The organism is Buttiauxella sp. WJP83, from assembly GCF_027594725.1.
Taxonomy (GTDB): domain Bacteria; phylum Pseudomonadota; class Gammaproteobacteria; order Enterobacterales; family Enterobacteriaceae; genus Buttiauxella; species Buttiauxella selenatireducens.
Window position 1 is genome coordinate 2,525,086 of sequence record NZ_CP110080.1, and the last position, 23,310, is coordinate 2,548,395.

The window sequence follows — 23,310 nt, forward strand, 5'->3', positions numbered from 1 at the left end:
TATGACGTCACCATCAACCACAGCAGGTAAAGCCTGTGCGGAGTGCGGCATCCCCGACCCCTGTATATTAGATGTAATCTCGGAATTTCCTGATAATAAGGAAAAGCATAGCTGGTCTAAAGAAGGAGGCGTTAAATTTGATTTACTGGATGAAGGCGAAGGCTGTAAGGGCACGATAACCATCACAAGCGAGTGCGATCACAGTAATAATCATAGAGCATTCCTTGAGGAGAGTGCGAGTCACTCTTCTAAACCTCTGAAAGCTGATGGCAGCCCTAATAATGAGACGCTGTATTATAAGGGGGAGAACGGGAGTCTGAATATTACAGATATTTTTCGGACTCCCTGGAGCTATTTAAGCTCAATAACTTTACCAACAGATATATTTGATGAGCCCGCACATTACCGTGTCATTGTAAATAATTGCCATGAATGTAGCCAGTATGTGGCGATCGATGTTTATCCAACAGTAGAGATCCGTTTCACCACCGGATTGAGTTATGAAATAGCACCTAATCGAAGAAAACGAACGATTAAAGAGCGCCGCGATGAACAGATAAAATCCAGATTAGCAATGGAAAATGTCAAACCCAAAAACAATAATCAACTTCGTTCCGGATGGCAGGAGCAAACCGCAGAGTTTGAATTCATCAATAATACGATGGTGAACATTAAGTTTGGCGTTAAGGTTTGTAATACTGATTTTAGCCATGAATATAAAGAGGAGATCGACAAACTACGCCGGGTTAATACTCTGGAACATCTGAATCGTGTTGATCGCATGGTGGATAGAATCAAATCTTACTTTGCACCTGACCCAGAAAATGAAAACAGCACACGAGAGTATTCTGTTTTCAGCTCTGAAATAAAGCCTGTTCAATTAGGTTTATCCTGTGCATATCAACACATCGATATAAAAAAAGGCCCATGTCATTACTTTGGTCTCTATGGCGACCCTTTCCTCGAGGCAACATTCAAGTTTGATATTATCCAGTTTATTTGCGCGTACTGTAAAATAGATTCACTGGTAGCGAAATGCCGCAGCTATTTAGAAAAGCACAAAGTAAGCCTGGATTGCTATATCGAAATATCAACTGGAGTCAGCGTGGATCTTGGTGCCGCCTACAATAAACATCAGGATGAATGGACGTTTGGTGTACTGGATAAGAATAAACTCTATCTAGGTATAAAAGGTGTGGTGAGTGTGGCATTTGAAGCTGAAGTTTTTGTTGTTCAACTAACAGCAAAGGCAGAAGGAACTCTCGGGGGAGAAGCGGGATTTGCACTTGATCCTCATGATAATGGACTGGATCTGGTTTTATATCATGATGGTATTAAGGGCACGTTTGAATTTATTGCGGACGTGCGTTATAGCCTTGACGATGGTGATGATAAAAGGAGCATTCCAAAAACAGAAAATAAAGTAAAAAAAGAATGGCAACTCTGTGATCCGCTAAAGGCATCTGACTCATCACTGCGTGTTAATTTATATGGAAAAGAACGTCCTGTAAATAAACCCGCAGTAACACCTCCTGATCCAATAAATTTATCGACAATGGAGATTGAATCGGACCCGGATAACGGTGATTGGAATAACACAGGATACGATGATAACTCTTATTAATTAAGTGGTGGCATTCATGAAAATAAAATATTTAATATCAGTTATTTTACTGTCAGGAGGCATAATGGGCACGGTACTTTATTCAGATAATAATACACAAACAATCCGCAGCCGCTTTAATATCCAGGACGCATACTGCGCCATCAAAACCAATGGCGTCACTGGGTTTAGCAACCAAAGATCGGCATGGATCGAAAATGGTGGTTCTACAGGAGCCATATCCAGTACCAACGCCATGATGTTAATGGAGAATGGTGAAAATGAAATCAGCTTGAAATCGGCGCATTAGGATGGTTTTCTGATAAAAATATTAGTGCCGCAGAGCGGGCTCGATTTTCGCCACAGGCGAAGTGCAGTCTGGATTTGGTTCGTAAGGTGAAGGAAGATGAAACCAGGCTGTCGTCAATAAACGTGACAATTAATACCCAAGGAGTCCCTGAAGCAAAATCAGATAACCTGCATCCCATCCTGCGTACGGAGATTCTGGCCGAACAGGCAGTGCCCGGTTTTATTGACCCGGATTATTTTGACGAAACCTATTTCCCGAATGGCATGAAACTGTACCAGTTTACGCAAAAAATCACGGTGACAGGGCTCCCTGAATGGGCATGGACCCGGGCAACTCCGTTTACCGGCAGCAATGAACAGCTACAGCAGTTAAAAGCCGCCTATAGCGAAATGGCTGAAATCATTAGCGCCGGAGATCGGGCACGGCTGAAAGTGTTTGACAGCGAAGCGCTAAAAGCCTGGTCAGCCACCACCCACGACAGCGAGGATGAAATTTTGCTTTCACTGTATTCAAAAGAAAATCTGGAAGGGAAAAAAATCAAAATGCTCCCCATCCAATGGGAGGGTTATGCCGTTCGGGTTATGAACAACGGGCGAATGGTGCAGTTATATAATAAATCAAAACCTCTTTACTCACCATTAACGTATACTTATATACGTGCAGATGGACATACATTGATGAATACTTATGCCCCTGTCTTCTCATTGATTAATGGTAAATTCATTCCCGTCATTTAAATCGATAGCATCCCCGTTATATTTCAAATTGTAGTATGACGGGGATACATCAATGGGGATGGAGCGGAATGCAATCACCTTATTCACCATTATTTATTAAGTGATGATAATAATGAAAATAAAACATCTAATACTAATTATTTTACTGTCAGGAGGAATTATGGGCACGGTACTTTATTCGAATAATGATACACTGACAATCCGCAGCCGCTTTAATATCCAGGACGCATACTGCGCCATCAAAACCAATGGTGTAACTGGGTTTAACAACCGAAGTGCAGCATGGAGTGAAAATGGTGATCCTACAGGTGCCATTTCCAGTACAAATGCCATGATGCTGATGGAGAACGGTGAAAATGAGATCAGCCTTGAAATCGGGGCGCTAGGGTGGTTTTCCAATAAACCAGTCAGCACCGAAGAGAGGGGGAAATTTTCTCCACATGCGAGATGCAGTCTGGATTTGGTTCGTAAGGTGAAGGAAAACGAAACCACTCTGTCGTCAATAAAAGTGACAATTAATGCTCAGGGAATACCTGAAGCACAACCCGACAATATACATCCTGTCTTCCGCAATGAAATTGAAGCAGAACAGGCGGAACCTGGATTTATTAACCCAAATTATTTTGACGAAACTTATTTCCCGAAGGGAATGAAACTGTACCAGTTTACACAAAAAGTCACGGTTTCAGGGCTTCCTGAATGGTCATGGACCCGGGCCACCCCGTTTACCGGTAGTAATGAACAGCTACAGAAGCTAAAAACAGCCTATAGCGAAATGGCTGAAATCATTAGCGCAGGTGATCGGTCTCGATTGAAAGATTTTGACAGCGAAGCGCTGAAAGCCTGGTCCGCCACCACCCACGACAGTGAAGATGAGATATTGCTTTCACTGTATACTGAAGAAGAACTGGAAGGAAAAAGAATAAAAATGCTCCCTATCAAATGGGAGAGTTATGCCGTTCGGGTTATGAATAACGGACGAATGGTGCAGCTATATAATAAATCCACCCCAGCTTACTCACCGTTAACTTACACTTATGGGAATAAACAGATGAGCAGCTATGTTCCAGTATTTTCATTAATTAACGGTAAATTCATTCCCGTCATTTAAATCGATAGCATCCCCGTTATATTTCAAATTGTAGTATGACGGGGATACATCAATGGGGATGAACCGGAATGTAATCACCTTATTCACCATTATTTATTAAGTGATAGTAATTATGAAAATAAAATATTTAATACTAATTATTTTGCTGTCAGTAGGCATTATGGGCACTACACTTTATTCAAATGATAATACACAAACAATCCACAGCCGGTTTAATATCCAGGACGCATACTGCGCCATCAAAACCAATGGTGTCACCGGGTTCAGTAACCGAAGATCTGCATGGATCAAAAATGGTGATCCTACAGGTGCCATATCCAGTACCAATGCCATGATGTTAATGGAGAATGGTGAAAATGAAATCAGCCTGGAAATTGGGGCATTAGGATGGTTTTCCGATAAACATATTAGTGCCGAAGAGCGGGCAAGGTTTTCTCCCGAGGCGGAATGCAGCCTGGATTTGGTTCGTACCGTGAAGGAAAACGGAACCACACTGTCGTCAATAAATGTGACAATTAATGCCCAGGGAATACCTGAAGCCAAAGCAGACAACCTGCATCCCATCGTCCGTAAAGAGATTCTGGCCGAGCAGGCAGTACCTGGTTTTATTGACCCGAAATTTTTTGACGAAACCTATTTCCCGAATGGCATGAAACTGTACCAGTTTACGCAAAAAGTCACGGTGTCCGGGCTTCCCGAATGGGCATGGACCCGGGCCACTCCGTTTACCGGCAGGGATGAACAGCTACAGCAGTTAAAAGCCGCCTATAGCGAAATGGCCGAAATCATTAGTGCAGGGGATCGGGCAAGGCTGAAAATGTTTGACAGCGAAGCACTGAAAGCCTGGTCCGCCTCCACCCACGACAGCGAAGATGAGATATTGCTTTCACTATATACAAAAGAAAATCTGGAAGGCAAAAAAATTAAAATGCTCCCCATCAGATGGGATGGCTATGCAATTCGGGTAATGAACAACGGACGCATGGTGCAATTATATAATAAATCAAAGCCGCTTTATTCACCGTTAACCTTCACTTTTATAAATAAAGATGGAAAGAAAAGGATAAGCAGCTATGCCCCGATATTTTCACTGATTAACGGTAAATTCATCCCCGTAATCTAATCCGATACCTACCCCGATATACTTCAATTCTTGTATGTCGGGGATATATCGAAGGCGATGAGCCGGGGAATAGTCGACTTAATCCCCTTACAGATAAGCATCAGCGTCATCCGACCCTTTCTTCTATTTCGCATCCAACTCATCAAACACCTGCTGGGCCAGATGCATGGTTGCGTTGGCGGCTGGCAAGCCGCAATACAGCGCCGAGTGCATAATCAACTCTTTAATTTCATCCCGCGTCACGCCGTTATTAAACGCGGCTCGCAGGTGCATTTTCAGCTCAGCTTCGCGGTTTAACGCAATCAACATGGCGATGGTTATCATGCTGCGGGTATGGCGCTCAAGGCCCGGGCGAGTCCAGATATCACCCCAGGCGTAGCGCGTAATGAAGTTCTGGAACTCTTCGTTAAGCGGCGTGAGTTGCGACAATGTGCGGTCAACATGCTTGTCGCCCAGCACCGCACGGCGCACGTCCATCCCTTGCTGATAATGTTCTTCATCCTTCATTTCAGTTGTCCTGTTGAATAAAGTTAAGCAGTGCGGTGTTAAAACCGTGCGCATCTTCAATGTTGGAAAGGTGCGAAGCGTTGAGCGTCACCAGATGTGCCCCACTCACCTGCTGCTGCATAAATTCGCTGTCTGCCACGGTAGTGACCGGATCGTGAACGCCTGCAATAAACAACGTCGGCAGGGAAATCGCGTCAATTTCGCCACGGAGATCGGCTGCGGCTAAGGCTTCGCAACAAGAGGCATACCCTTCCGCGTCACTTGCCGCAAGGCCTGAACATAAGGCCTCGATTTGCGTGCGGTGATGTCTGGCAAAATCTTCAGTGAACCAGCGCGAGGGGGCACTTTTCGCAATCGCCGACATTCCTTCGAGGCGAACATTACGCGCACGCTCCAGCCAGCCGTTTTGCTCGCCGATTTTTGCCGCGCTATTGGCGACCGTAATAGAAAGAAAACGCTCCGATGCAAAACGTGCCAGCCACAATCCAGTGAGCCCACCCATGGAAATCCCACAGAAATGCGCCTGCTGTACGCCAGCATCGTCCATCACGCTGATAACGTCTTCGGCCAGTTGCGGTAAGGTGGTTTTGTCGTGTTTAGCGGTGCGTCCGTGACCATGCGTGTCATAACGCAGCACGCGGAAATTCGCCAGCAGTGCCGCCATTTGCGGCTGCCACATCTCAAATGTGGTGCCCAGTGAGTTGGATAACACCACGACGGGTGCGCCGCTCGGTCCTTCCAGTTGATAGTAGTGGCTCATTTTAACTCCCTGTTTTGTTGTGCTGCCCGCACCAGAACCTGGTTGATAAACGTGTCGTTGCAACCTAGTGCATTTTGCGGGTCAAGCAGAGAAGTGATCTGTGTTGAAGACAGATGTGATGTGACCTGTGGATGTTGTGCGAGCATTGCCGCAAGCGGCTGGTTTTCATCCAGCGCACGGTGGCATAGCTGTTCTACCATATGATGCGCCGCCTGCTTGCCGATGGATTTTGCCAGTGCCAGCGTGACTGACTCCGCCATTATCAGGCCGTGGGTGACATCCAGATTGGCGCGCATTTTCGCTGTATTAACCTGCATTCCACTCACCAGTTCGCAGGTGGTGTGCATCACGCCCCCGGCTAATGTGATGAGCTGCGGCAAAGTTTCCCACTCTGCTTGCCAACCGCCGAGCGCCCTTTCGTGCTGCTGATTTTGGCTGGCATACAGTGTCGCCATCAGGCCAGGAATTCGGGTGGTAGCGGTCAGGATCGCCGCACAGCTCACCGGATTGCGTTTGTGCGGCATGGTAGATGAACCGCCGCGACCAGGGGCAACCGGTTCACCCACTTCTGCCACTTCGGTCTGTATCAATAATGAAAAATCGTTGGCGAATTTCCCAAGCGTTGCGCTGACGCCCGCAAACCAGCTGGCGACTTCGAGTAACCTGTCGCGCTGGCTGTGCCATGGCGTGTCGGCCTGATTCAGCGCCAGCGCACTTGCCAGCGCCTGCGTAACGGCGATGCCCTGCTCATTGAGCGAGGCCAGCGTGCCCGCAGCGCCGCCAAATTGCAGCACTAACACGCGGGGTTTCATTTCATGCAAACGCTGTTGCCAACGCAGAAGCGCATCGAGCGTTCCGGAAAGCTTCAGGCCAAAAGTGATGGGCAGTGCATGCTGCATCCAGGTTCGTCCTGGCATCACGCTGTGTTGATGAAGCTGGATTTGTTCGATTAATGCAGAAATTAACTGCCCGAGAAGTGCTTCACTGGCCGAAAGCGCATCACGCAACTGCAACATCAGGCCGGTGTCAATGACGTCCTGGCTCGTCGCCCCCCAGTGAACATAGCGCGCAGCCTGTTCATCCTGGTGTTTGACGTTGGCTGTAAGCTGTTTCACCAGCGGGATAGCGAGGTTTCCGGCTCCGGCCGCCGCCTGAGCTAAAGCCGGTATATCGAGTTTATTGGCCTGACACTGTGCGGAAATAATCGTGACAGCCGACTCAGGCGTCACGCCACAACGTGCTGTCGCCCGTGCCAGCGCCGCCTCAAAATCTAGCATCCTCTGTAAGGTGTTTTCATCGCTGAATATTTCGCTCAACGGTGAATCACGTAACATCGGGGTAAACAGTGTCATTCCTGCTCCTTAAACGCGTTCAATAATCAGTGCAATCCCCTGACCGACACCAATACACATGGTACAAAGCGCGTAACGTCCACCGCTACGTTTGAGCTGATACGCGGCGGTCATCGCCAGACGTCCACCTGATGCACCCAGTGGATGGCCCAGCGCAATCGCGCCACCGTTCGGATTCACATGCTCTGCGTCATCCGGCAGGCCAAGGTCGCGCATTACAGCCAGTGCCTGCGCGGCAAAGGCTTCATTTAATTCGATAACATCCATTTGTGCGAGGGTTAACCCGGTTTGTGCCAGCACTTTACGTACCGCTGGTGCCGGGCCAAAGCCCATAATCCGAGGTGCGACGCCTGCGGTTGCCACACCTACAACGCGCGCCAACGGCTGCAAACCGTGGGTGTTGAGCGCCTGTTCACTGGCGAGCAACAACGCGCACGCCCCGTCATTCACACCTGAAGCATTTCCGGCGGTGACGGTGCCGTCAGCACGAACCACACCTTTTAGTTTCGCCAGCGTTTCAAGCGAGGTGGAGCGCGGATGCTCGTCACGATTAAATAGCAACGCCTCACCTTTGCGTTGCGCGATGGAAACGGGGATCAGCTCGTCGTCAAAAAGTCCCATTTCCTGAGCACGCGCGGTGCGAAGCTGGCTGCGTAAGGCGAAAGCATCCTGATCGTCACGGTTAATATTGAAGTCCGTCGCGACGTTTTCTGCCGTTTCCGGCATTGCATCCACACCGTATTGTGCCTTCATCAGCGGATTGATAAAGCGCCATCCGATGGTGGTGTCTTCCATTTTCATGCTGCGACTAAATGCACTTTCCGCTTTACCCATGACAAACGGCGCACGTGACATGCTTTCCACGCCACCGGCTATCATCAGATGGGTTTCACCGCTTTTGATCGCTCTTGCCGCCACGCCTAATGCATCAAGGCTTGAGCCACATAACCGGTTGATGGTCGTGCCAGGTACGGTTTCAGGCATTCCCGCCAGTAACAACGCCATACGCGCAACGTTGCGGTTATCTTCACCGGCCTGGTTCGCACAACCATAAATCACATCGTCGATGGCCGACCAGTCCAGATTGGGGTGGCGTTCGATTAACGCTTTTAGCGGTAACGCGGCTAAATCATCGCTGCGAACCGACGACAACGTACCACCAAAACGACCAAACGGAGTACGCACTCCATCACAGATAAATGCTTGATTCATCATAGTTCCTTACGCGCTTTCTGCCAGTTGTTCGAAGCCAAGTGTGACCGGAGTAATACGTTGTAATTCTTCAAATGAGAGGCCGTTAAAGATTTCGCGCACCACTGGGCCTTTGTCCGTGATATCAATCACCGCAAGGTCGGTGTAGATGCGGCTCACACAGCCAATTCCGGTGAGCGGATAAGAGCAGCTCTCTACCAGTTTGCATTCGCCGTCACGGGTCAGGTGATCCATCATCACAAACACCTGGCGTGCGCCGATGGCTAAGTCCATCGCCCCGCCGACCGCCGGTATGGAGTCCGGCGCACCAGTGCTCCAGTTGGCCAAATCGCCGCTGGCCGATACCTGATAAGCACCCAGCACGCAGATATCGAGATGGCCGCCGCGCATCATGGCAAAGGAGTCGCCATGGTGGAAAAAACAGCCGCCCGTCAGCAGCGTGACGTACTCTTTCCCGGCGTTGATCAATTCGGGATCTTCTTCGCCTTCAGCCGGTTTTGGCCCCATACCAAGCAAACCGTTTTCGCTGTGCAAGAAGATCTCTTTGTCTGCCGGAAGGTAGTTGGCAATGCGTGTCGGTAAGCCAATACCGAGGTTAACGTAAGCGCCTTCGGGGATATCACGAGCGACACGTTTTGCCATTTCATCACGGGTTAATTTTTTCACGTCTTTTCTCCTTAAGCGCTTTGTGCCAGTGCGTTTTCAACCGCCACCAGGCGCTGAACGAAAATGCCCGGCGTGATGATATGTTCCGGGTCGAGCTCACCCAACGGCACCACTCGGCTAACTTCAGCAATCGTGACAGAAGCCGCGGTCGCCATAATGGGGCCAAAATTACGTGCCGCTTTGCGATACACCAGGTTGCCCCAACGGTCGCCTTCGTGAGCTTTGATTAATGCAAAGTCTGCTTTCAGCGGGTATTCCAGTACATAGTGACGCCCGTCGATTTCACGCGTTTCTTTGCCTTCTGCGAGAGGCGTTCCGTAACCGGTTGGCGTGAATACAGCACCCAATCCTGAACCTGCGGCCTGAATTCGTGCCGCGAGGTTGCCTTGTGGCACCAGTTCCAGCTCGACTTCACCACGGCGATACAGGTCATCAAAAATCTGTGAATCCACCTGACGTGGGAATGAACAGACCATTTTGCGCACCCGTCCGGCCTTCAGCAGCGCCGCCAGGCCGACTTCGCCATTTCCCGCGTTGTTATTGATAATCGTCAGGTCTTTCGCGCCCTGAGCAATCAACGCATCGATAAGATGAGTGGGCTGGCCTGCGGTACCGAAGCCACCAATCATGATGGTTGCCCCGTCGAAAATTCCGGCAACCGCCTCTTCGAGCGAAGCCACACTTTTGTTGATCATCACGGTTCTCCTTGATGTGCGCATTTCGCACAAGATTGCGTTGTTCGAACAAAATGTGACCCCGTTAACGAAGCTGGTCAAGGGCGATAATCGAAATATGGTGCGATTATCGAACATCATGTATGTTTGTTTTAAGAGTGTGATCAACGGCGTGATCTACGGCAAACAATCAGGAGAACAGAATGGAAATTCAACGTGATGAACTGGCTGCGGGTGATGGTGATCCGTTTAAGGGCGATCCTAATTTTATGGCGTCTCTGGCTCGCGGGTTGGAAGTGATTCAGGCTTTCACCCCACAGCGTCGGCAGTTGTCTATCTCACAAATCAGCCAAAAAACGGGAATTCCTCGTGCTGCGGTTCGCCGTTGCTTGTACACGCTGGGGAAACTGGGTTTTGTCTACGCAGAAGATGGAAAATATTATCAGTTGAGGCCACGAATTTTATCGCTCGGCCATGCTTATCTGGCTTCAACGCCGCTGGCGAAGTCCACCCAACCGGTGCTGAAACATTTAAGCGAAATGCTCAATGAGTCATGCTCGATTGCCACCCTTGATGGCGACGATATTCTGTATATCGCCCGCGCTTCCAGCTCGCGCATCATGACGATTGATTTAGATATTGGCAGCCGCCTGCCCGCCTGGTCGACGTCGATGGGGCGCGTGTTGTTGAGTTATTTGCCAGAAGAACAGCTCAATGATTTTCTCGGGCGCATCACGATGATCCGCTACACCCCGCAAACGGTGGACTCGGTGAGTAAACTGCGCGAGGAGCTAAAACGCGTGCGCCAACAGGGATTCGCGCTTAACGATCAGGAACTGGAAATGGGGCTGCGTTCGATTGCTGTTCCGCTGGTCAATCCAGACGGTGCGGTGGTTGCTGCACTGAACGTTGGCGTTCACGCCGGGCAAGTTTCCGCTCAGGAACTGCTCACCCGCGTATTACCAAAACTGCAAACTGCGGCAGAAGAGTTGTCGCTGTTATTGAAATAAATTAACGGCTGCGTTTTGCGTGGCGTTCCCAGTTTTCGACTTTTGCCTGGTCGGATTTTTTGAGCGCCACATAGCACGCCCCGCTGCCGCCGTGGTGTGGCATCGCGCTGCAAAACGCCTGCACTTCGTCAAATTCTGCCAGCCAACGGGCGACATAACTGCGCACGATGTTGGCATGAGATTTATCGTCGCGCCCTTTGCCATGAACGATCAGCAAATTGCGCAGTCCGTCTTTTTTAGCCTGTTGAAGGTAAGCAAAAAGCAGCTGGCGGCACTGTTCGACGGGCTGGCGAATGAGGTTGAGGCTGGCTTCCTGTTTATATTTACCCTGCCGCAGTTTATCCAGCACACCGATTTGCAGCCCTTCGCGCTTAAATTCAAGCTGCGTGCCGAGCGGAATAATTTCCAGAAAATCGGTGGTGAGAAAGTTATCAAGCTGAGCGGTATCGAGTTTCTGCACCACCTTCTCTTTCACCGGTTTCAACCACTGGCTGTTGTGACAGTCTTTCAGCGGTTTGACGTCCTCCATGGCATCAAGAAACAGCGATTTTTCGTCAAGGCTCATGCGCAAATCCTCCAGGCTTAATTCTGAAGTCACTATAGCCGCCGATGTGGCGTGGCTCAATGCCCGATTAACGGCACTGGCGACGAAATTGATTGATTAGCGCAGTGGTCAACGGGGCTTGGGTCACATCACGCCGCTGAATCAAATAGTAAGTGGCCTGCGGGAGTGTTTCTGTGATGTGAATTTGCTTGAGTTTATGTGCAAGCAACGGATCGTAGCCGAGTTCTTCGGGCAAGATACTCAGGAAATCACTTTGCGCAATCAGGCTAATGCAGGCGGAAAAGGTTTCGCAGAACACGCTAACATTGGGAATTTCTGAACGCTTATGGAACAGTTCTTCCAGTTGTTTGTAATAACTGCCGCGTGGCGTGGGCAGCGTCCAGTTATAGTGCAGCAACTCTTTTATGGATGTGGCATTGATCGCCGGATGGCCTTCACGGGCAAATATCGCAAACGGCTTTTCAAATAACCGTTCAAAGGTAAATTCCTGATCGTACGGCCCCTGATAATAGGTGTTTATCGTGAAATCCAGTTCGCCCTGGCGCAACGAGTTAATCATGGACACCAGTTGCCCCTCCATGATGCGCACTTTGACCTGAGGATGTTTTTGATGAAACGCCGTGATAACGGGCGGCATCAGGGTGCGGGAGACGCTCGCGCCTAAACCAATGTTGATCTGCCCGGCCAGTTGGCCCTGACGTTGCAAAATATCCTCTTGCGCAGCCCGTAGCTCTTCAAGAATAAGCTGCGCATGCTGATAAAAACTTTCGCCGCATTCGGTCAATGCCACGCCCTGGCTGCGGCGGATAAACAGACGTGCCGATAGCCCCTCCTCTAATTCTTTGATCGATTTTGTCAGCGCGGGCTGTGACATATTTAACGCCCGACTGGCTCCGCGAATGCTGCCATTTTGTGTCACAGCCACGAATGCACGGATTTGATGAAGCTTAACCTGGAAGGTCACACCGCCTCCTGATAACCATTAGCTATCAACCGAAAGATTTTGGCATCTACTGTAATTCAATCTCTTGTGCCAGGGTAATTCCTCGAAGGCGAAAACTTACAAAAATCGCTGAGTGATAAGTAAAAACTATCACAGCGTGAACTCGATCACAGAAGAGGCTTTTACAGGAAGGGTTATGTCGCAAATAGAATTAGCAGTACATGAACTGGCACCGCGCATGCAGCACTGGCGGCGTGATTTTCACCATTTTGCAGAGTCCGGCTGGTTAGAATTTCGCACGGCGACCATCGTGGCAGAAACGTTGCATCAGCTTGGTTATCAGTTGGCGTTGGGCCGTGAAGTGGTTGATGACGCGGCACGTATGGGCTTACCGTCTGCAGAGGTGTTGGCTCGCGAAGAACAACGTGCGTTGGAACAAGGCGCTCTTGCCCGCTGGTTGCCGCATTTTTCGGGCGGATTCACCGGGATTGTTGCCACTCTCGAGACGGGACGCCCGGGCCCGACTCTCGCCTTTCGTGTTGATATGGATGCGCTGGATTTAGGCGAAATGCAACAGCCCGCCCATCGCCCATTTGCCGAGGGGTTTGCCTCATGTAACGCAGGAATGATGCACGCTTGTGGGCATGACGGACACACCGCGATTGGACTGGGTCTTGCCACCGTCCTGCAACAATTTTCCAGCCAGCTAAACGGCACCATCAAACTCATTTTCCAGCCAGCTGAAGAAGGTACTCGCGGGGCGCGAGCGATGGTCGCTGCGGGCGCGCTCGATAATATCGACTATTTTACAGCCATCCATATCGGCACCGGCATACCAACCGGCACCGTGGTGTGTGGTAGCGATAACTTTATGGCAACCACCAAATTTGATGTGCAATTTACCGGTGTTGCTGCACATGCGGGCGGTAAACCTGAAGAAGGTCGTAACGCCCTGCTCGCCGCCGCACAAACCGCGCAGGCATTACATAGCATCGCCCCGCATAGCGCGGGGGCATCACGCGTGAACGTCGGTGTTTTACAAGCCGGAACCGGGCGCAATGTGGTGCCCGCGTCGGCCCTGTTAAAAGTCGAAACCCGGGGTGAAACCAGCGTCATCAACGATTACATGTTTGAGCGTGCCCAAGAAATCATTCGCGGCACGGCGACCATGTATGGCATTGAAGCGCAGGTTAGCCTGATGGGTGCGGCAACCAATAGTGCGCCATCGCCTGAGTGGGTGGCATTTATCCACCAACAGGCATGTGAAGTGAACGGCGTCACGGACGTAGTCGATTCCGTAAAAGGCGCTGCGGGTTCCGAAGATGCGACATTAATGATGGCGCGGGTGCAGGAGCAAGGTGGGAAAGCATCGTATATGGTTTTCGGCACACAATTGAGCGCCGGGCATCATAACGAGAAATTTGATTTCGATGAGAGCGTGATGGAAGTTGCCGTGTGTACCCTGGCGCGCCTCGCACTTAATTTCCCCTGGCCGCGAGGTGTGTAATGAGTTCAATTTATCAGTTTGTTGATGATGTGATTGAAGCTAAGCGCGACACGTTTACAACTATTGCAGATGATATCTGGGATCATCCGGAAACCCGTTTTGAAGAGCACTGGTCCGCAGAACGCCTGGCTTGCGCCCTTGAAGCAGAAGGGTTTAGTGTTGAGCGAAACGCCGGGAATATCGAAACCGCGTTTGTGGCAAGTTTTGGCGCAGGTCTGCCGGTTATTGCGCTGCTCGGTGAATACGATGCGCTGGCAGGGTTAAGCCAGTGCTCGGGTGAAGTGTCGCCTAATCCGCTGGTTGAAGGGGCCAACGGCCACGGCTGCGGCCACAATTTGCTGGGAACCGCCGCGTTTGCTGGGGCTGTGGCCGTGAAACAGTGGCTTGAGCAGTACGGTGGCTCAGGAACGGTGCGTTTTTATGGCTGCCCTGGGGAAGAAGGCGGTTCAGGTAAAACGTTTATGGTGCGCGAAGGGCTTTTTGACGATGTTGATGCTGCCGTTACCTGGCACCCTGAAGCTTACGCGGGCATGTTCAGCACCAGTTCACTGGCTAATATTCAGGTGGCTTATCGCTTCCAGGGGATTGCTGCCCATGCGGCCAACTCTCCGCATTTAGGCCGTAGTGCGCTGGATGCGGTTACGTTGATGACTACCGGGACAAATTTCCTTAACGAACACATCATTGAAAAAGCTCGCGTGCATTACGCCATCACCAACGCAGGAGGAATTTCACCAAACGTGGTCCAGGCGCAGGCCGAAGTACTGTATTTGATTCGCGCTCCGGAAATGGCGCAGGCACAGCATATTTACGAGCGCATCAATAAAATCGCTGAAGGCGCGGCGTTGATGACGGAAACGTCGGTGAATGTGCGTTTTGATAAAGCCTGTTCGAATTACCTGCCGAATCGCCAGTTAGAAAACGTGATGTATCAAGCATTACAGGCGCTGGGTGTGCCTGAATGGGATGAGAAAGAGCTGGCGCTGGCTAAAAAAATTCGTGCCACGTTGACCGAAAACGACCTGCAAAACAGCTTAAATAATATTGCTAACACCTCCAATGATGAGGGAAAAGCGTTTGCTCGTCGCCATCGTGAAACTTTGCTTATAAACGAAATTGCGCCCTATGCGCCAAACGACAAAATCCTCCCGGGTTCAACCGACGTGGGCGATGTCAGTTGGAAAGTCCCGGTCGCACAATGTTTTAGCCCATGCTTTGCAGTAGGAACACCGTTACATACCTGGCAATTGGTGAGCCAGGGGCGTACATCGATTGCACACAAAGGGATGTTACATGCCGGGAAAGTGATGGCAGCCACCGCGCTGCAACTGTTCACTCAACCGCAGACACTGGAAGCCTGCCAAAGCGAGTTGCACGCACAACTTGCTGAACGCCCATACCAGTGTCCGATCCCAGCAGGCGTGACACCGTCACCTTTAAAATAATAAATAAACAACAACACATCGCATGAGGTCAGCCTATGAGCATCTCCTCCATCCCTTCGCGTCCCGGCCCAGGTAAGTTGTATGGTCTGGTCGAAAAGATTGGCAATAAAGTGCCCCATCCTTTTTTGCTGTTCGTCTATTTGATTGTCATTTTATCGGTGAGCACCGCCGTGCTTTCGGCATTGAATGTGGGGGTGCGAAATCCCGCTGACGGCAGTTTGGTGCAGGTCAAAAATCTGCTGAGTGCCGATGGGGTTCAGTGGTTTTTACCCAATGTAATTAAAAACTTCAGCGGGTTTGCGCCGTTAGGGGCCATTCTGGCGCTGGTACTGGGTGCGGGGTTGGCAGAACGTGTCGGTCTGTTACCGAGCCTGATGGTGAAAATGGCTTCGCATGTCAGTGCGCGTTATGCCAGCTATATGGTGTTATTTATCGCCTTCTTCAGCCATATTTCGTCCGATGCCGCGTTGGTGATCATGCCACCGATGGGCGCACTCATCTTCCTCGCCGTGGGTCGCCACCCTATTGCCGGTTTACTGGCGGCCATCGCCGGTGTCGGTTGTGGCTTTACCGCGAACTTATTGATTGTCACCACCGATGTGTTGCTTTCGGGGATCAGTACCGAAGCCGCTCATACTATCGACCCTTTGATGCACGTTAGCGTCATTGATAACTGGTATTTTATGGCGACCTCGGTGATTGTGCTGTCGATTGTAGGCGGGTTGATTACCGATAAAATCGTCGAGCCGCGTTTGGGTGTCTGGCAAGGTGAAAATAAAGAAAAGCTTCAGCAATTAGATGATGTGCAACGCTTCGGTTTGCGCGTCACGGGGATTGTGGCATTGCTGTTTGTTGCGGTTATCGCTCTGCTGCTGGTTCCGGAGAACGGTTTACTGCGTGACCCGGTAAAAGGCACCATTATTCCCTCCCCGTTTATCAGCGGAATTGTGCCGCTGATTATTCTGTTCTTTTTCATCATTTCGCTGGCTTATGGCATCGCGACAAAAAAAATTCGCAAGCAGGCAGATTTACCGCAGTTGATGATCGAACCGATGAAAGAGATGGCGGGTTTTATCGTGATGGTGTTCCCGTTGGCGCAATTTGTCGCGATGTTCAACTGGAGCAACATGGGCAAGTTTATGGCTGTCGGGCTGACTGATGTGTTGGAAGGTTCAGGTCTGAATGGTATTCCGGCGTTTCTTGGTCTTGCGTTACTGTCTTCGTTTTTGTGTATGTTCATTGCCAGCGGTTCGGCTATCTGGTCGATTCTGGCCCCCATTTTTGTGCCAATGTTCATGATGCTCGGTTTTCATCCAGCGTTCGCTCAGATCCTTTTCCGTGTGGCAGACTCATCCGTCATCCCACTCGCCCCGGTTTCGCCTTTTATTCCATTATTCCTGGGCTTTCTGCAACGCTATAAACCCGATGCCAAATTAGGCACGTATTACTCTTTAGTATTACCTTACCCCCTGATCTTTTTGGGTGTCTGGTTGCTACTACTGGTCGCGTGGTATCTTGTGGGCTTACCCATTGGGCCAGGGGTTTACCCACACCTGAGTTAACCGGAGCACAGAATGCTGACACTGTTAGAAGACAAAATCGTTACGCCATTAGGCCCGTTATGGATCATTTGCGACGAGCAATACCATTTGCGTGCAGTGGAATGGGAAGAACATAGCGACAGAATGGTGCAATTACTGGGTCTTCACTATGGTGTCAGCGGCTATCAGCGTGTGGCTTGTGCCAATCCTGACGGCTTGAGCGATAAGTTGCGCGACTATTTTAATGGTGATTTGGCGGTAATTGAAACACTGCCAACCGCCACGGCAGGTACTGCGTTTCAGCGGGAAGTGTGGCAAACACTGCGTACCATCCCTTGCGGTCAGGTGATGCATTACGGGCAATTAGCGGATCTCATTGGTAGACCAGGTGCTGCACGAGCGGTCGGTGCAGCTAATGGCTCAAATCCCGTCAGTGTGGTCGTGCCATGTCATCGCGTTATAGGGCGTAATGGCACCATGACAGGCTATGCCGGTGGCGTGGGGCGAAAAGAGTGGTTATTGCGTCATGAAGGCTATTTGCTGCTTTAGGTTATTGTGCGCTGATCGTTGTTCTTTTTTCGTGCAGACACAATCCACACTCAAAGATAACCCCATTAATTTCAATAGGATGTTTCTTTATCCCTAATATTAATGGTCGTTATATTCTGAATGCGCTTGCATCATACTTACGTGCTCAAGAAAAAGATGTTAAAATTGACTAATATCAATAACGGCCCGAGCATATCTATGATCCCTGAAAAGCGAATTATTCGACGCATTCAGTCTGGCGGTTGTGCTATCCATTGCCAGGATTGCAGCATCAGCCAATTATGCATCCCCTTCACACTCAATGAACATGAGCTTGATCAGCTTGATAATATTATCGAGCGTAAGAAGCCTATTCAGAAGGGACAAACCCTGTTTAAGGCAGGTGATGAGCTGAAGTCGCTGTACGCTATTCGTTCAGGGACCATTAAGAGCTACACCATCACTGAACAAGGTGACGAACAAATTACAGGCTTCCATTTAGCCGGTGATTTGGTGGGCTTTGACGCCATTGGGACAGCAACGCATCCAAGTTTTGCGCAAGCACTCGAAACCGCAATGGTCTGCGAAATCCCATTCGAAACCCTTGATGATTTGTCCGGTAAAATGCCAAACCTGCGCCAGCAGATGATGCGTCTAATGAGCGGCGAAATTAAGGGCGATCAGGATATGATCCTGCTGCTTTCCAAAAAGAATGCAGAAGAGCGTCTGGCCGCATTTATCTATAACCTTTCACGTCGCTTTGCCCAGCGCGGTTTCTCACCTCGTGAGTTCCGTCTGACCATGACGCGCGGTGACATCGGTAACTACCTGGGCCTGACCGTTGAAACCATCAGTCGTCTGTTAGGTCGCTTCCAGAAAAGCGGCATGCTGGCAGTGAAAGGCAAGTACATTACTATCGAAAATAGCGAAATTCTTGCACAACTCGCTGGTCAATCGCGCAACGTTGCCTGATTTCTGCTTCCCTGAGTCGGATCTCTAAATTTTCCTGATTTATTGATCCGGCAAAGGGTTATCACCTGTTTCAATCTACACATATAGGTTAATCTTACTTAACAGACTGTGGTTAAGCAGTTGTAAGGAGACCTGTATGGCAAAGTATCAAAACATGCTAGTCGCAATAGATCCCAATCAGGACGATCAACCCGCCCTGCGGCGTGCTGTTTACTTGCATCAACGGATTGGTGGCAGGATTAAAGCCTTTCTGCCTATCTATGATTTTTCCTACGAAATGACCACCCTTCTGTCGCCAGATGAGCGCACGGCTATGCGTAAAGGTGTAATTAGCCAGCGTGCAGCCTGGATTAAAGATCAAGCCCAGTACTACATTGATTCAGGTGTCCCCATTGAAATCAAAGTGGTTTGGCATAATCGTCCGTTTGAGGCAATTATTCAGGAAGTAATAAGCGGTGGACACGACCTGGTGCTCAAAATGACGCACCAGCACGATAAACTGGAAGCGGTCATTTTCACCCCAACCGACTGGCATTTGCTTCGTAAATGCCCAAGCCCGGTGTGGATGGTTAACGAAAAGCCATGGCCGGAAGGTGGACGAGCGGTCGTCGCAGTAAACCTGGCGAGTGAGGAACAGTACCACAACGCGCTCAACGAGAAGTTGGTTAAAGAGACGATTCGTCTTGCCGAAGATGTTAACCACACTGAAGTTCACCTCGTGGGGGCCTACCCGATAACCCCTATTAATATTGCCATCGAACTTCCTGATTTTGACCCGAGTGTTTATAACGATGCCATCCGCGGCCAGCATTTAGTCGCGATGAAAGCGTTGCGGCAGAAATTTGGTATCGATGAGAAAATGACTCACGTCGAGAAAGGACTACCGGAAGAAGTGATCCCCGATCTGGCAGAGCATCTGCAAGCAGGTATCGTGGTTCTTGGTACGGTGGGACGCACCGGGCTATCCGCTGCTTTCCTCGGCAATACCGCTGAGCAAGTTATTGACCATTTGCGCTGTGATTTGCTGGTCATCAAACCTGATGAGTACCAAACTCCGGTTGAAATGGATGACGATGAAGACGATTAACGCTCTGATTTGATAAAGAAAAGGCCGCTCGTGCAGAACATGAGCGGCCTTTTTATTTGGTAAGGTGCTTAATCTCATACATCACGCTGATGTGGCGAGGAAAATCCCCCGCCACTGAGCTGCTTAACTTGTGCTTACGCCTTCATACAGGCTAACGATGCCACCACCTCAATACTTCCTTTTCGATAATGAAATTCACACAGTGAATCCTTTACCAGGAAAATAATCATGAGGATTGTCAGACAGATAACGATCAAACTGAACAACCTGTTTTTCGATGACATCTTCGCCTCCTGCGTTGCAAACACAAAATTAAGAGGCTACTATCATGGTGTTGATGCATGAGAGGCCTCGGGTTGGTTTAACTGACTCGGGGCTTTTTTCTGTCTGCTTTTCACCATACGGGTCGAAGCATACAGCTTCAGCACCCGGCGATATTTTACTCACCCCCTGCCAATATATCTATTAAATTAATCCATAGATTCAAACAGTTAAATGTAATATTGCATTCATTCCCGTGATGCACAGACGAAAAAAAACCGCCTGTTAAGGCGGTTTTGGTATACAACTCGCAAATTAGAGCGCTTTAAGAATTGCTTCAACGCTGGCTTTGGCATCGCCAAACAGCATGTGCGTATTATCTTTAAAGAACAGCGGGTTTTGCACCCCAGCGTAACCGGTATTCATCGAACGTTTGAACACGATAACGTTCTGCGCTTTCCACACTTCCAGCACTGGCATACCAGCAATTGGGCTACGAGGATCTTCAAGCGCTGCTGGGTTAACGGTGTCATTCGCGCCGATAACCAGAACGGTGTCGGTGTCGGTGAAATCATCGTTAATTTCGTCCATCTCCAGAACCACGTCGTACGGAACGCGGGCTTCTGCCAACAGAACGTTCATGTGGCCAGGCAAACGCCCCGCAACAGGGTGGATACCAAAGCGAACTTTGATGCCGCGTGCGCGCAGTTTCTCAGTGATTTCAGCCACCGGATATTGCGCCTGCGCCACCGCCATGCCATACCCTGGGGTGATGATCACAGACGTCGAGTTCTTCAACATGTCAGCCGTGTCTTCAGCATTAATTTCACGGTGCTCGCCCACTTCCTCGCCTTCACCCGTAGATGAGCCATCTGTGCCGAAGCCGCCCGCGATAACGCTGATAAAGGAGCGGTTCATCGCCTTACACATGATGTAAGACAGAATCGCACCGGAAGAACCGACCAGCGCACCGGTCACGATCAGCAAGTCGTTGCTGAGCATAAAGCCCGCGGCCGCTGCCGCCCATCCTGAGTAGGAGTTCAGCATGGAAACCACAACCGGCATGTCTGCACCGCCAATCGACGCCACCAGGTGCCAACCAACAACCAGTGCGATGATCGTCATCACCAGCAATGCCAGAACCTGTAGGCCAACGCTTTCAGTGCGCACGAAGATGATGAGCATAGCAAAGGAGACTACGATTGCTGCCAGATTCAGCTTGTGGCGGTTTGGCAGCATCAGCGGTTTGGAGGAAATTTTGCCGCGCAATTTACCAAAGGCCACGATAGAACCTGTGAAGGTCACCGCACCGATGAAGATACCGAGAAACACTTCCGTTAAATGGATATTTTCCATTACCGGTTCAAGACCTGGCGCGTGATCAAGGTAGCTGTTGAAGCCAACCAGAACCGCCGCCAGACCAACGAAACTGTGCAGAATCGCAACCAGCTCCGGCATCTCGGTCATCTCAACTTTTTTCGCGAGGTGAATACCGATGGCACCACCAATTACCATAGCCACGATAATCCAGACAACATTGCCCGTTTCAGGCCCAAAGATGGTCGCAACCAGTGCGATCCCCATCCCAGCCATACCGAACAAGTTACCTTGTTTAGATGTTTCGTGTTTTGACAGCCCCGCCAGGCTGAAAATAAACAGAATAGCGGCAACAATGTATGCTGCTGTAACTAATCCACCAGACATGTGTTACCCCTTAGTTCTTCCGGAACATTTTCAGCATGCGCTGAGTGACGGTGAAACCACCAAAAATATTGATACTGGCAATCAGCACCGCGATAAAGCTCAGGAAGCTAACCCAGCCACCATGGCCAATTTGCAACAATGCGCCGACCACGATGATCCCTGAAATGGCGTTTGTCACTGACATCAACGGTGTATGCAGTGCATGAGAAACGTTCCACACCACGTAGTAACCGACCACACATGCCAGTGCGAATACGGTGAAGTGGCTAAGGAACTCTTTCGGAGCGACATCCGCAAGCCAACCAAACAGAATAATCGCCAGGGCCATAAACGCATATTTACGCCATGGTGATGCCGGTTTTTTCTCTTCAACCGGTGCAGCAGCAGGTTTTGCTGCAGCTTGTGGCTGTGCAGAAACCTGGATTGGAGGCGCAGGCCAGGTCACTTCGCCATCGCGAATAACCGTCACACCGCGGATCACCACATCTTCGAAATCAACCACGGTATTGCCATCTTTTTCTTTGCAGAGCAGTTTGAGCAAGTTAACCAGGTTAGTACCGTAAAGCTGAGACGACTGGGTTGGCAAACGGCCCGGTAAATCGGTGTAACCGATAACTTTTACCCCGTTTGGCGTGACCGTCACTTTGTCCGCTACGGTGTATTCGCAGTTCCCGCCGTTTTGTGCAGCCAAATCAACAATGACGCTGCCTGGCTGCATGGAATCAACCATTTCACGCGTAATGAGTTTTGGTGCCGGTTTGCCTGGGATCAGAGCCGTGGTGACAATAATGTCGACTTCTTTAGCTTGTGCCGCGAAGAGTGCCATTTCAGCTTTGATGAACGCCTCGGACATGACTTTGGCGTAACCATCACCACTGCCCGCTTCTTCCTTAAAGTCCAGTTCAAGGAACTCAGCGCCCATGCTTTGCACTTGTTCTTTTACTTCCGGACGGGTGTCGAATGCGCGGACGATTGCGCCAAGGCTGTTTGCCGCACCAATCGCTGCAAGACCAGCAACACCTGCACCGATGACCATCACTTTAGCCGGCGGTACTTTACCTGCTGCCGTTATTTGCCCGGTAAAGAAACGACCAAATTCATGAGCAGCTTCAACAATTGCGCGATAACCCGCAATGTTTGCCATCGAGCTCAGGGCATCAAGGGATTGCGCACGAGAAATACGCGGCACGGAATCCATCGCCATTACGGTGACGTTTTTGGCCGCCAGTTTTTCAAGCAATTCTGGATTTTGCGCAGGCCAGATAAAACTCACCAGCGTTGACCCTTCACGCAGGAGTTCGATTTCGCTGTCCTGTGGTGCATTCACTTTCAGAACAACGTCAGACTGCCAAACGTCAGCGGTATCTGAAATGGTTGCGCCAGCGTGTACAAACGCTTCGTCATCGAAGCTTGCCAGTTTACCCGCGCCACTTTCGACTGCGACGGTGAAGCCTAGCTTCAGCAATTGCTCCACTGTTTTTGGCGTGGCTGCCACGCGGGATTCTCCCGCCCATCGCTCTTTTGGTACCCCAATACGCATAGTATTCCCTTCCATCTGATATTTTTTGTTGATGGTTTGTCAGACATTGCCATGGCAATTCAGACACGTTGCCCGTTTAACACCCAAGGCAATCGTTATTTCCGTTACCCTTTCAATGAAAAATACATCTGTAACAAACTTTTTATAACCTA

General features: G+C 50.0%; 21 protein-coding genes and 1 pseudogene. 11 read left to right on the forward strand and 11 right to left on the reverse strand.

Going from position 1 to position 23,310, the window contains the following annotated elements:
- Position 1: 1 nt before the first annotated feature.
- From OH773_RS11690 to OH773_RS11710, 4 genes and pseudogenes are all read left to right on the forward strand, one after another.
- Positions 2 to 1,624 (forward strand): hypothetical protein, encoded by a 1,623-nt coding sequence (locus tag OH773_RS11690; protein ID WP_270138814.1) that lies wholly within the window; start codon positions 2 to 4, stop codon positions 1,622 to 1,624.
- A gap of 64 nt (positions 1,625 to 1,688) precedes the next feature.
- A pseudogene (locus OH773_RS11700) lies at positions 1,689 to 2,650 on the forward strand (hypothetical protein).
- A 160-nt stretch (positions 2,651 to 2,810) separates the two neighbouring features.
- Complete coding sequence (locus tag OH773_RS11705) at positions 2,811 to 3,761, forward strand: hypothetical protein (RefSeq protein WP_270138820.1); 951 nt, start codon at positions 2,811 to 2,813, stop codon at positions 3,759 to 3,761.
- 160 nt (positions 3,762 to 3,921) lie between these two features.
- Positions 3,922 to 4,884: a hypothetical protein gene (locus OH773_RS11710; RefSeq protein WP_270145827.1), complete on the forward strand. Its 963-nt coding sequence runs from the start codon at positions 3,922 to 3,924 to the stop codon at positions 4,882 to 4,884.
- A 123-nt stretch (positions 4,885 to 5,007) separates the two neighbouring features.
- Here the strand turns inward: OH773_RS11710 and pcaC are convergent, their stop codons facing one another.
- From pcaC to OH773_RS11740, 6 genes are read right to left on the reverse strand one after another with little or no spacing between them, the layout of a single operon-like run.
- Positions 5,008 to 5,391 carry a 4-carboxymuconolactone decarboxylase gene (pcaC, locus tag OH773_RS11715; RefSeq protein WP_270138822.1) on the reverse strand — a complete coding sequence of 128 codons (384 nt, stop codon included), beginning with the start codon at positions 5,389 to 5,391 and terminating at the stop codon, positions 5,008 to 5,010.
- Between the two features lies 1 nt (position 5,392).
- Positions 5,393 to 6,151 carry a 3-oxoadipate enol-lactonase gene (pcaD, locus tag OH773_RS11720; protein WP_270138824.1) on the reverse strand — a complete coding sequence of 253 codons (759 nt, stop codon included), beginning with the start codon at positions 6,149 to 6,151 and terminating at the stop codon, positions 5,393 to 5,395.
- Positions 6,148 to 7,503 carry a 3-carboxy-cis,cis-muconate cycloisomerase gene (locus tag OH773_RS11725; protein ID WP_270138826.1) on the reverse strand — a complete coding sequence of 452 codons (1,356 nt, stop codon included), beginning with the start codon at positions 7,501 to 7,503 and terminating at the stop codon, positions 6,148 to 6,150. Before OH773_RS11725 ends, pcaD begins: the two co-directional genes overlap by 4 nt.
- Before the next feature lie 9 nt (positions 7,504 to 7,512).
- Positions 7,513 to 8,715: a 3-oxoadipyl-CoA thiolase gene (pcaF, locus tag OH773_RS11730; RefSeq protein ID WP_270138828.1), complete on the reverse strand. Its 1,203-nt coding sequence runs from the start codon at positions 8,713 to 8,715 to the stop codon at positions 7,513 to 7,515.
- Positions 8,716 to 8,724: 9 nt separating this feature from the next.
- Positions 8,725 to 9,381 carry a 3-oxoacid CoA-transferase subunit B gene (locus OH773_RS11735; RefSeq protein ID WP_270138830.1) on the reverse strand — a complete coding sequence of 219 codons (657 nt, stop codon included), beginning with the start codon at positions 9,379 to 9,381 and terminating at the stop codon, positions 8,725 to 8,727.
- An 11-nt stretch (positions 9,382 to 9,392) separates the two neighbouring features.
- A complete protein-coding gene (locus OH773_RS11740) occupies positions 9,393 to 10,076 on the reverse strand; it encodes a 3-oxoacid CoA-transferase subunit A (RefSeq protein ID WP_270138832.1) in 684 nt (227 codons plus the stop codon).
- Between the two features lie 182 nt (positions 10,077 to 10,258).
- Between OH773_RS11740 and OH773_RS11745 the strand changes: the two genes are divergently transcribed.
- Complete coding sequence (locus tag OH773_RS11745) at positions 10,259 to 11,065, forward strand: IclR family transcriptional regulator domain-containing protein (RefSeq protein WP_270138834.1); 807 nt, start codon at positions 10,259 to 10,261, stop codon at positions 11,063 to 11,065.
- Between the two features lies 1 nt (position 11,066).
- On the opposite strand, the gene smrA is transcribed toward OH773_RS11745, so the two are convergent.
- On the reverse strand, positions 11,067 to 11,630 hold the full coding sequence (gene smrA, locus OH773_RS11750) for a DNA endonuclease SmrA (protein WP_270138836.1): 564 nt from the start codon (positions 11,628 to 11,630) through the stop codon (positions 11,067 to 11,069).
- A gap of 67 nt (positions 11,631 to 11,697) precedes the next feature.
- Positions 11,698 to 12,594: a LysR family transcriptional regulator gene (locus OH773_RS11755; RefSeq protein WP_270138838.1), complete on the reverse strand. Its 897-nt coding sequence runs from the start codon at positions 12,592 to 12,594 to the stop codon at positions 11,698 to 11,700.
- A gap of 175 nt (positions 12,595 to 12,769) precedes the next feature.
- On the opposite strand from OH773_RS11755, the gene OH773_RS11760 reads away from it, so the two are divergent.
- The 6 genes from OH773_RS11760 (at position 12,770) to uspE (ending at position 19,653) form a co-directional block, all read left to right on the forward strand.
- Positions 12,770 to 14,080, forward strand: coding sequence for a M20 family metallo-hydrolase (locus OH773_RS11760; protein WP_270138841.1), 1,311 nt, complete (start codon positions 12,770 to 12,772; stop codon positions 14,078 to 14,080).
- Complete coding sequence (locus OH773_RS11765) at positions 14,080 to 15,525, forward strand: M20 family metallopeptidase (protein ID WP_270138843.1); 1,446 nt, start codon at positions 14,080 to 14,082, stop codon at positions 15,523 to 15,525. The genes OH773_RS11760 and OH773_RS11765 overlap by 1 nt, the downstream gene beginning before the upstream one ends.
- A 35-nt stretch (positions 15,526 to 15,560) precedes the next feature.
- Positions 15,561 to 17,087 carry a p-aminobenzoyl-glutamate transporter gene (gene abgT / locus OH773_RS11770; protein ID WP_270138845.1) on the forward strand — a complete coding sequence of 509 codons (1,527 nt, stop codon included), beginning with the start codon at positions 15,561 to 15,563 and terminating at the stop codon, positions 17,085 to 17,087.
- Between the two features lie 12 nt (positions 17,088 to 17,099).
- Positions 17,100 to 17,615, forward strand: coding sequence for a methylated-DNA--[protein]-cysteine S-methyltransferase (ogt, locus tag OH773_RS11775; RefSeq protein ID WP_270138853.1), 516 nt, complete (start codon positions 17,100 to 17,102; stop codon positions 17,613 to 17,615).
- Positions 17,616 to 17,813: 198 nt separating this feature from the next.
- A complete protein-coding gene (gene fnr / locus OH773_RS11780) occupies positions 17,814 to 18,566 on the forward strand; it encodes a fumarate/nitrate reduction transcriptional regulator Fnr (RefSeq protein WP_183271596.1) in 753 nt (250 codons plus the stop codon).
- 136 nt (positions 18,567 to 18,702) lie between these two features.
- On the forward strand, positions 18,703 to 19,653 hold the full coding sequence (uspE, locus tag OH773_RS11785) for a universal stress protein UspE (RefSeq protein WP_183271597.1): 951 nt from the start codon (positions 18,703 to 18,705) through the stop codon (positions 19,651 to 19,653).
- Positions 19,654 to 19,787: 134 nt separating this feature from the next.
- Here uspE and OH773_RS11790 read toward each other — a convergent pair whose 3' ends face one another.
- From OH773_RS11790 to pntA, 3 genes are all read right to left on the reverse strand, one after another.
- Positions 19,788 to 19,937 carry a Hok/Gef family protein gene (locus tag OH773_RS11790; protein ID WP_270138857.1) on the reverse strand — a complete coding sequence of 50 codons (150 nt, stop codon included), beginning with the start codon at positions 19,935 to 19,937 and terminating at the stop codon, positions 19,788 to 19,790.
- Positions 19,938 to 20,229: 292 nt separating this feature from the next.
- The gene (gene pntB, locus OH773_RS11795) at positions 20,230 to 21,618 is read right to left on the reverse strand and encodes a Re/Si-specific NAD(P)(+) transhydrogenase subunit beta (protein ID WP_270138859.1); all 1,389 of its coding nucleotides are present in this window, start codon (positions 21,616 to 21,618) and stop codon (positions 20,230 to 20,232) included.
- A 10-nt stretch (positions 21,619 to 21,628) separates the two neighbouring features.
- Positions 21,629 to 23,158 (reverse strand): Re/Si-specific NAD(P)(+) transhydrogenase subunit alpha, encoded by a 1,530-nt coding sequence (gene pntA / locus OH773_RS11800; RefSeq protein WP_270138861.1) that lies wholly within the window; start codon positions 23,156 to 23,158, stop codon positions 21,629 to 21,631.
- Positions 23,159 to 23,310 lie beyond the last annotated feature (152 nt).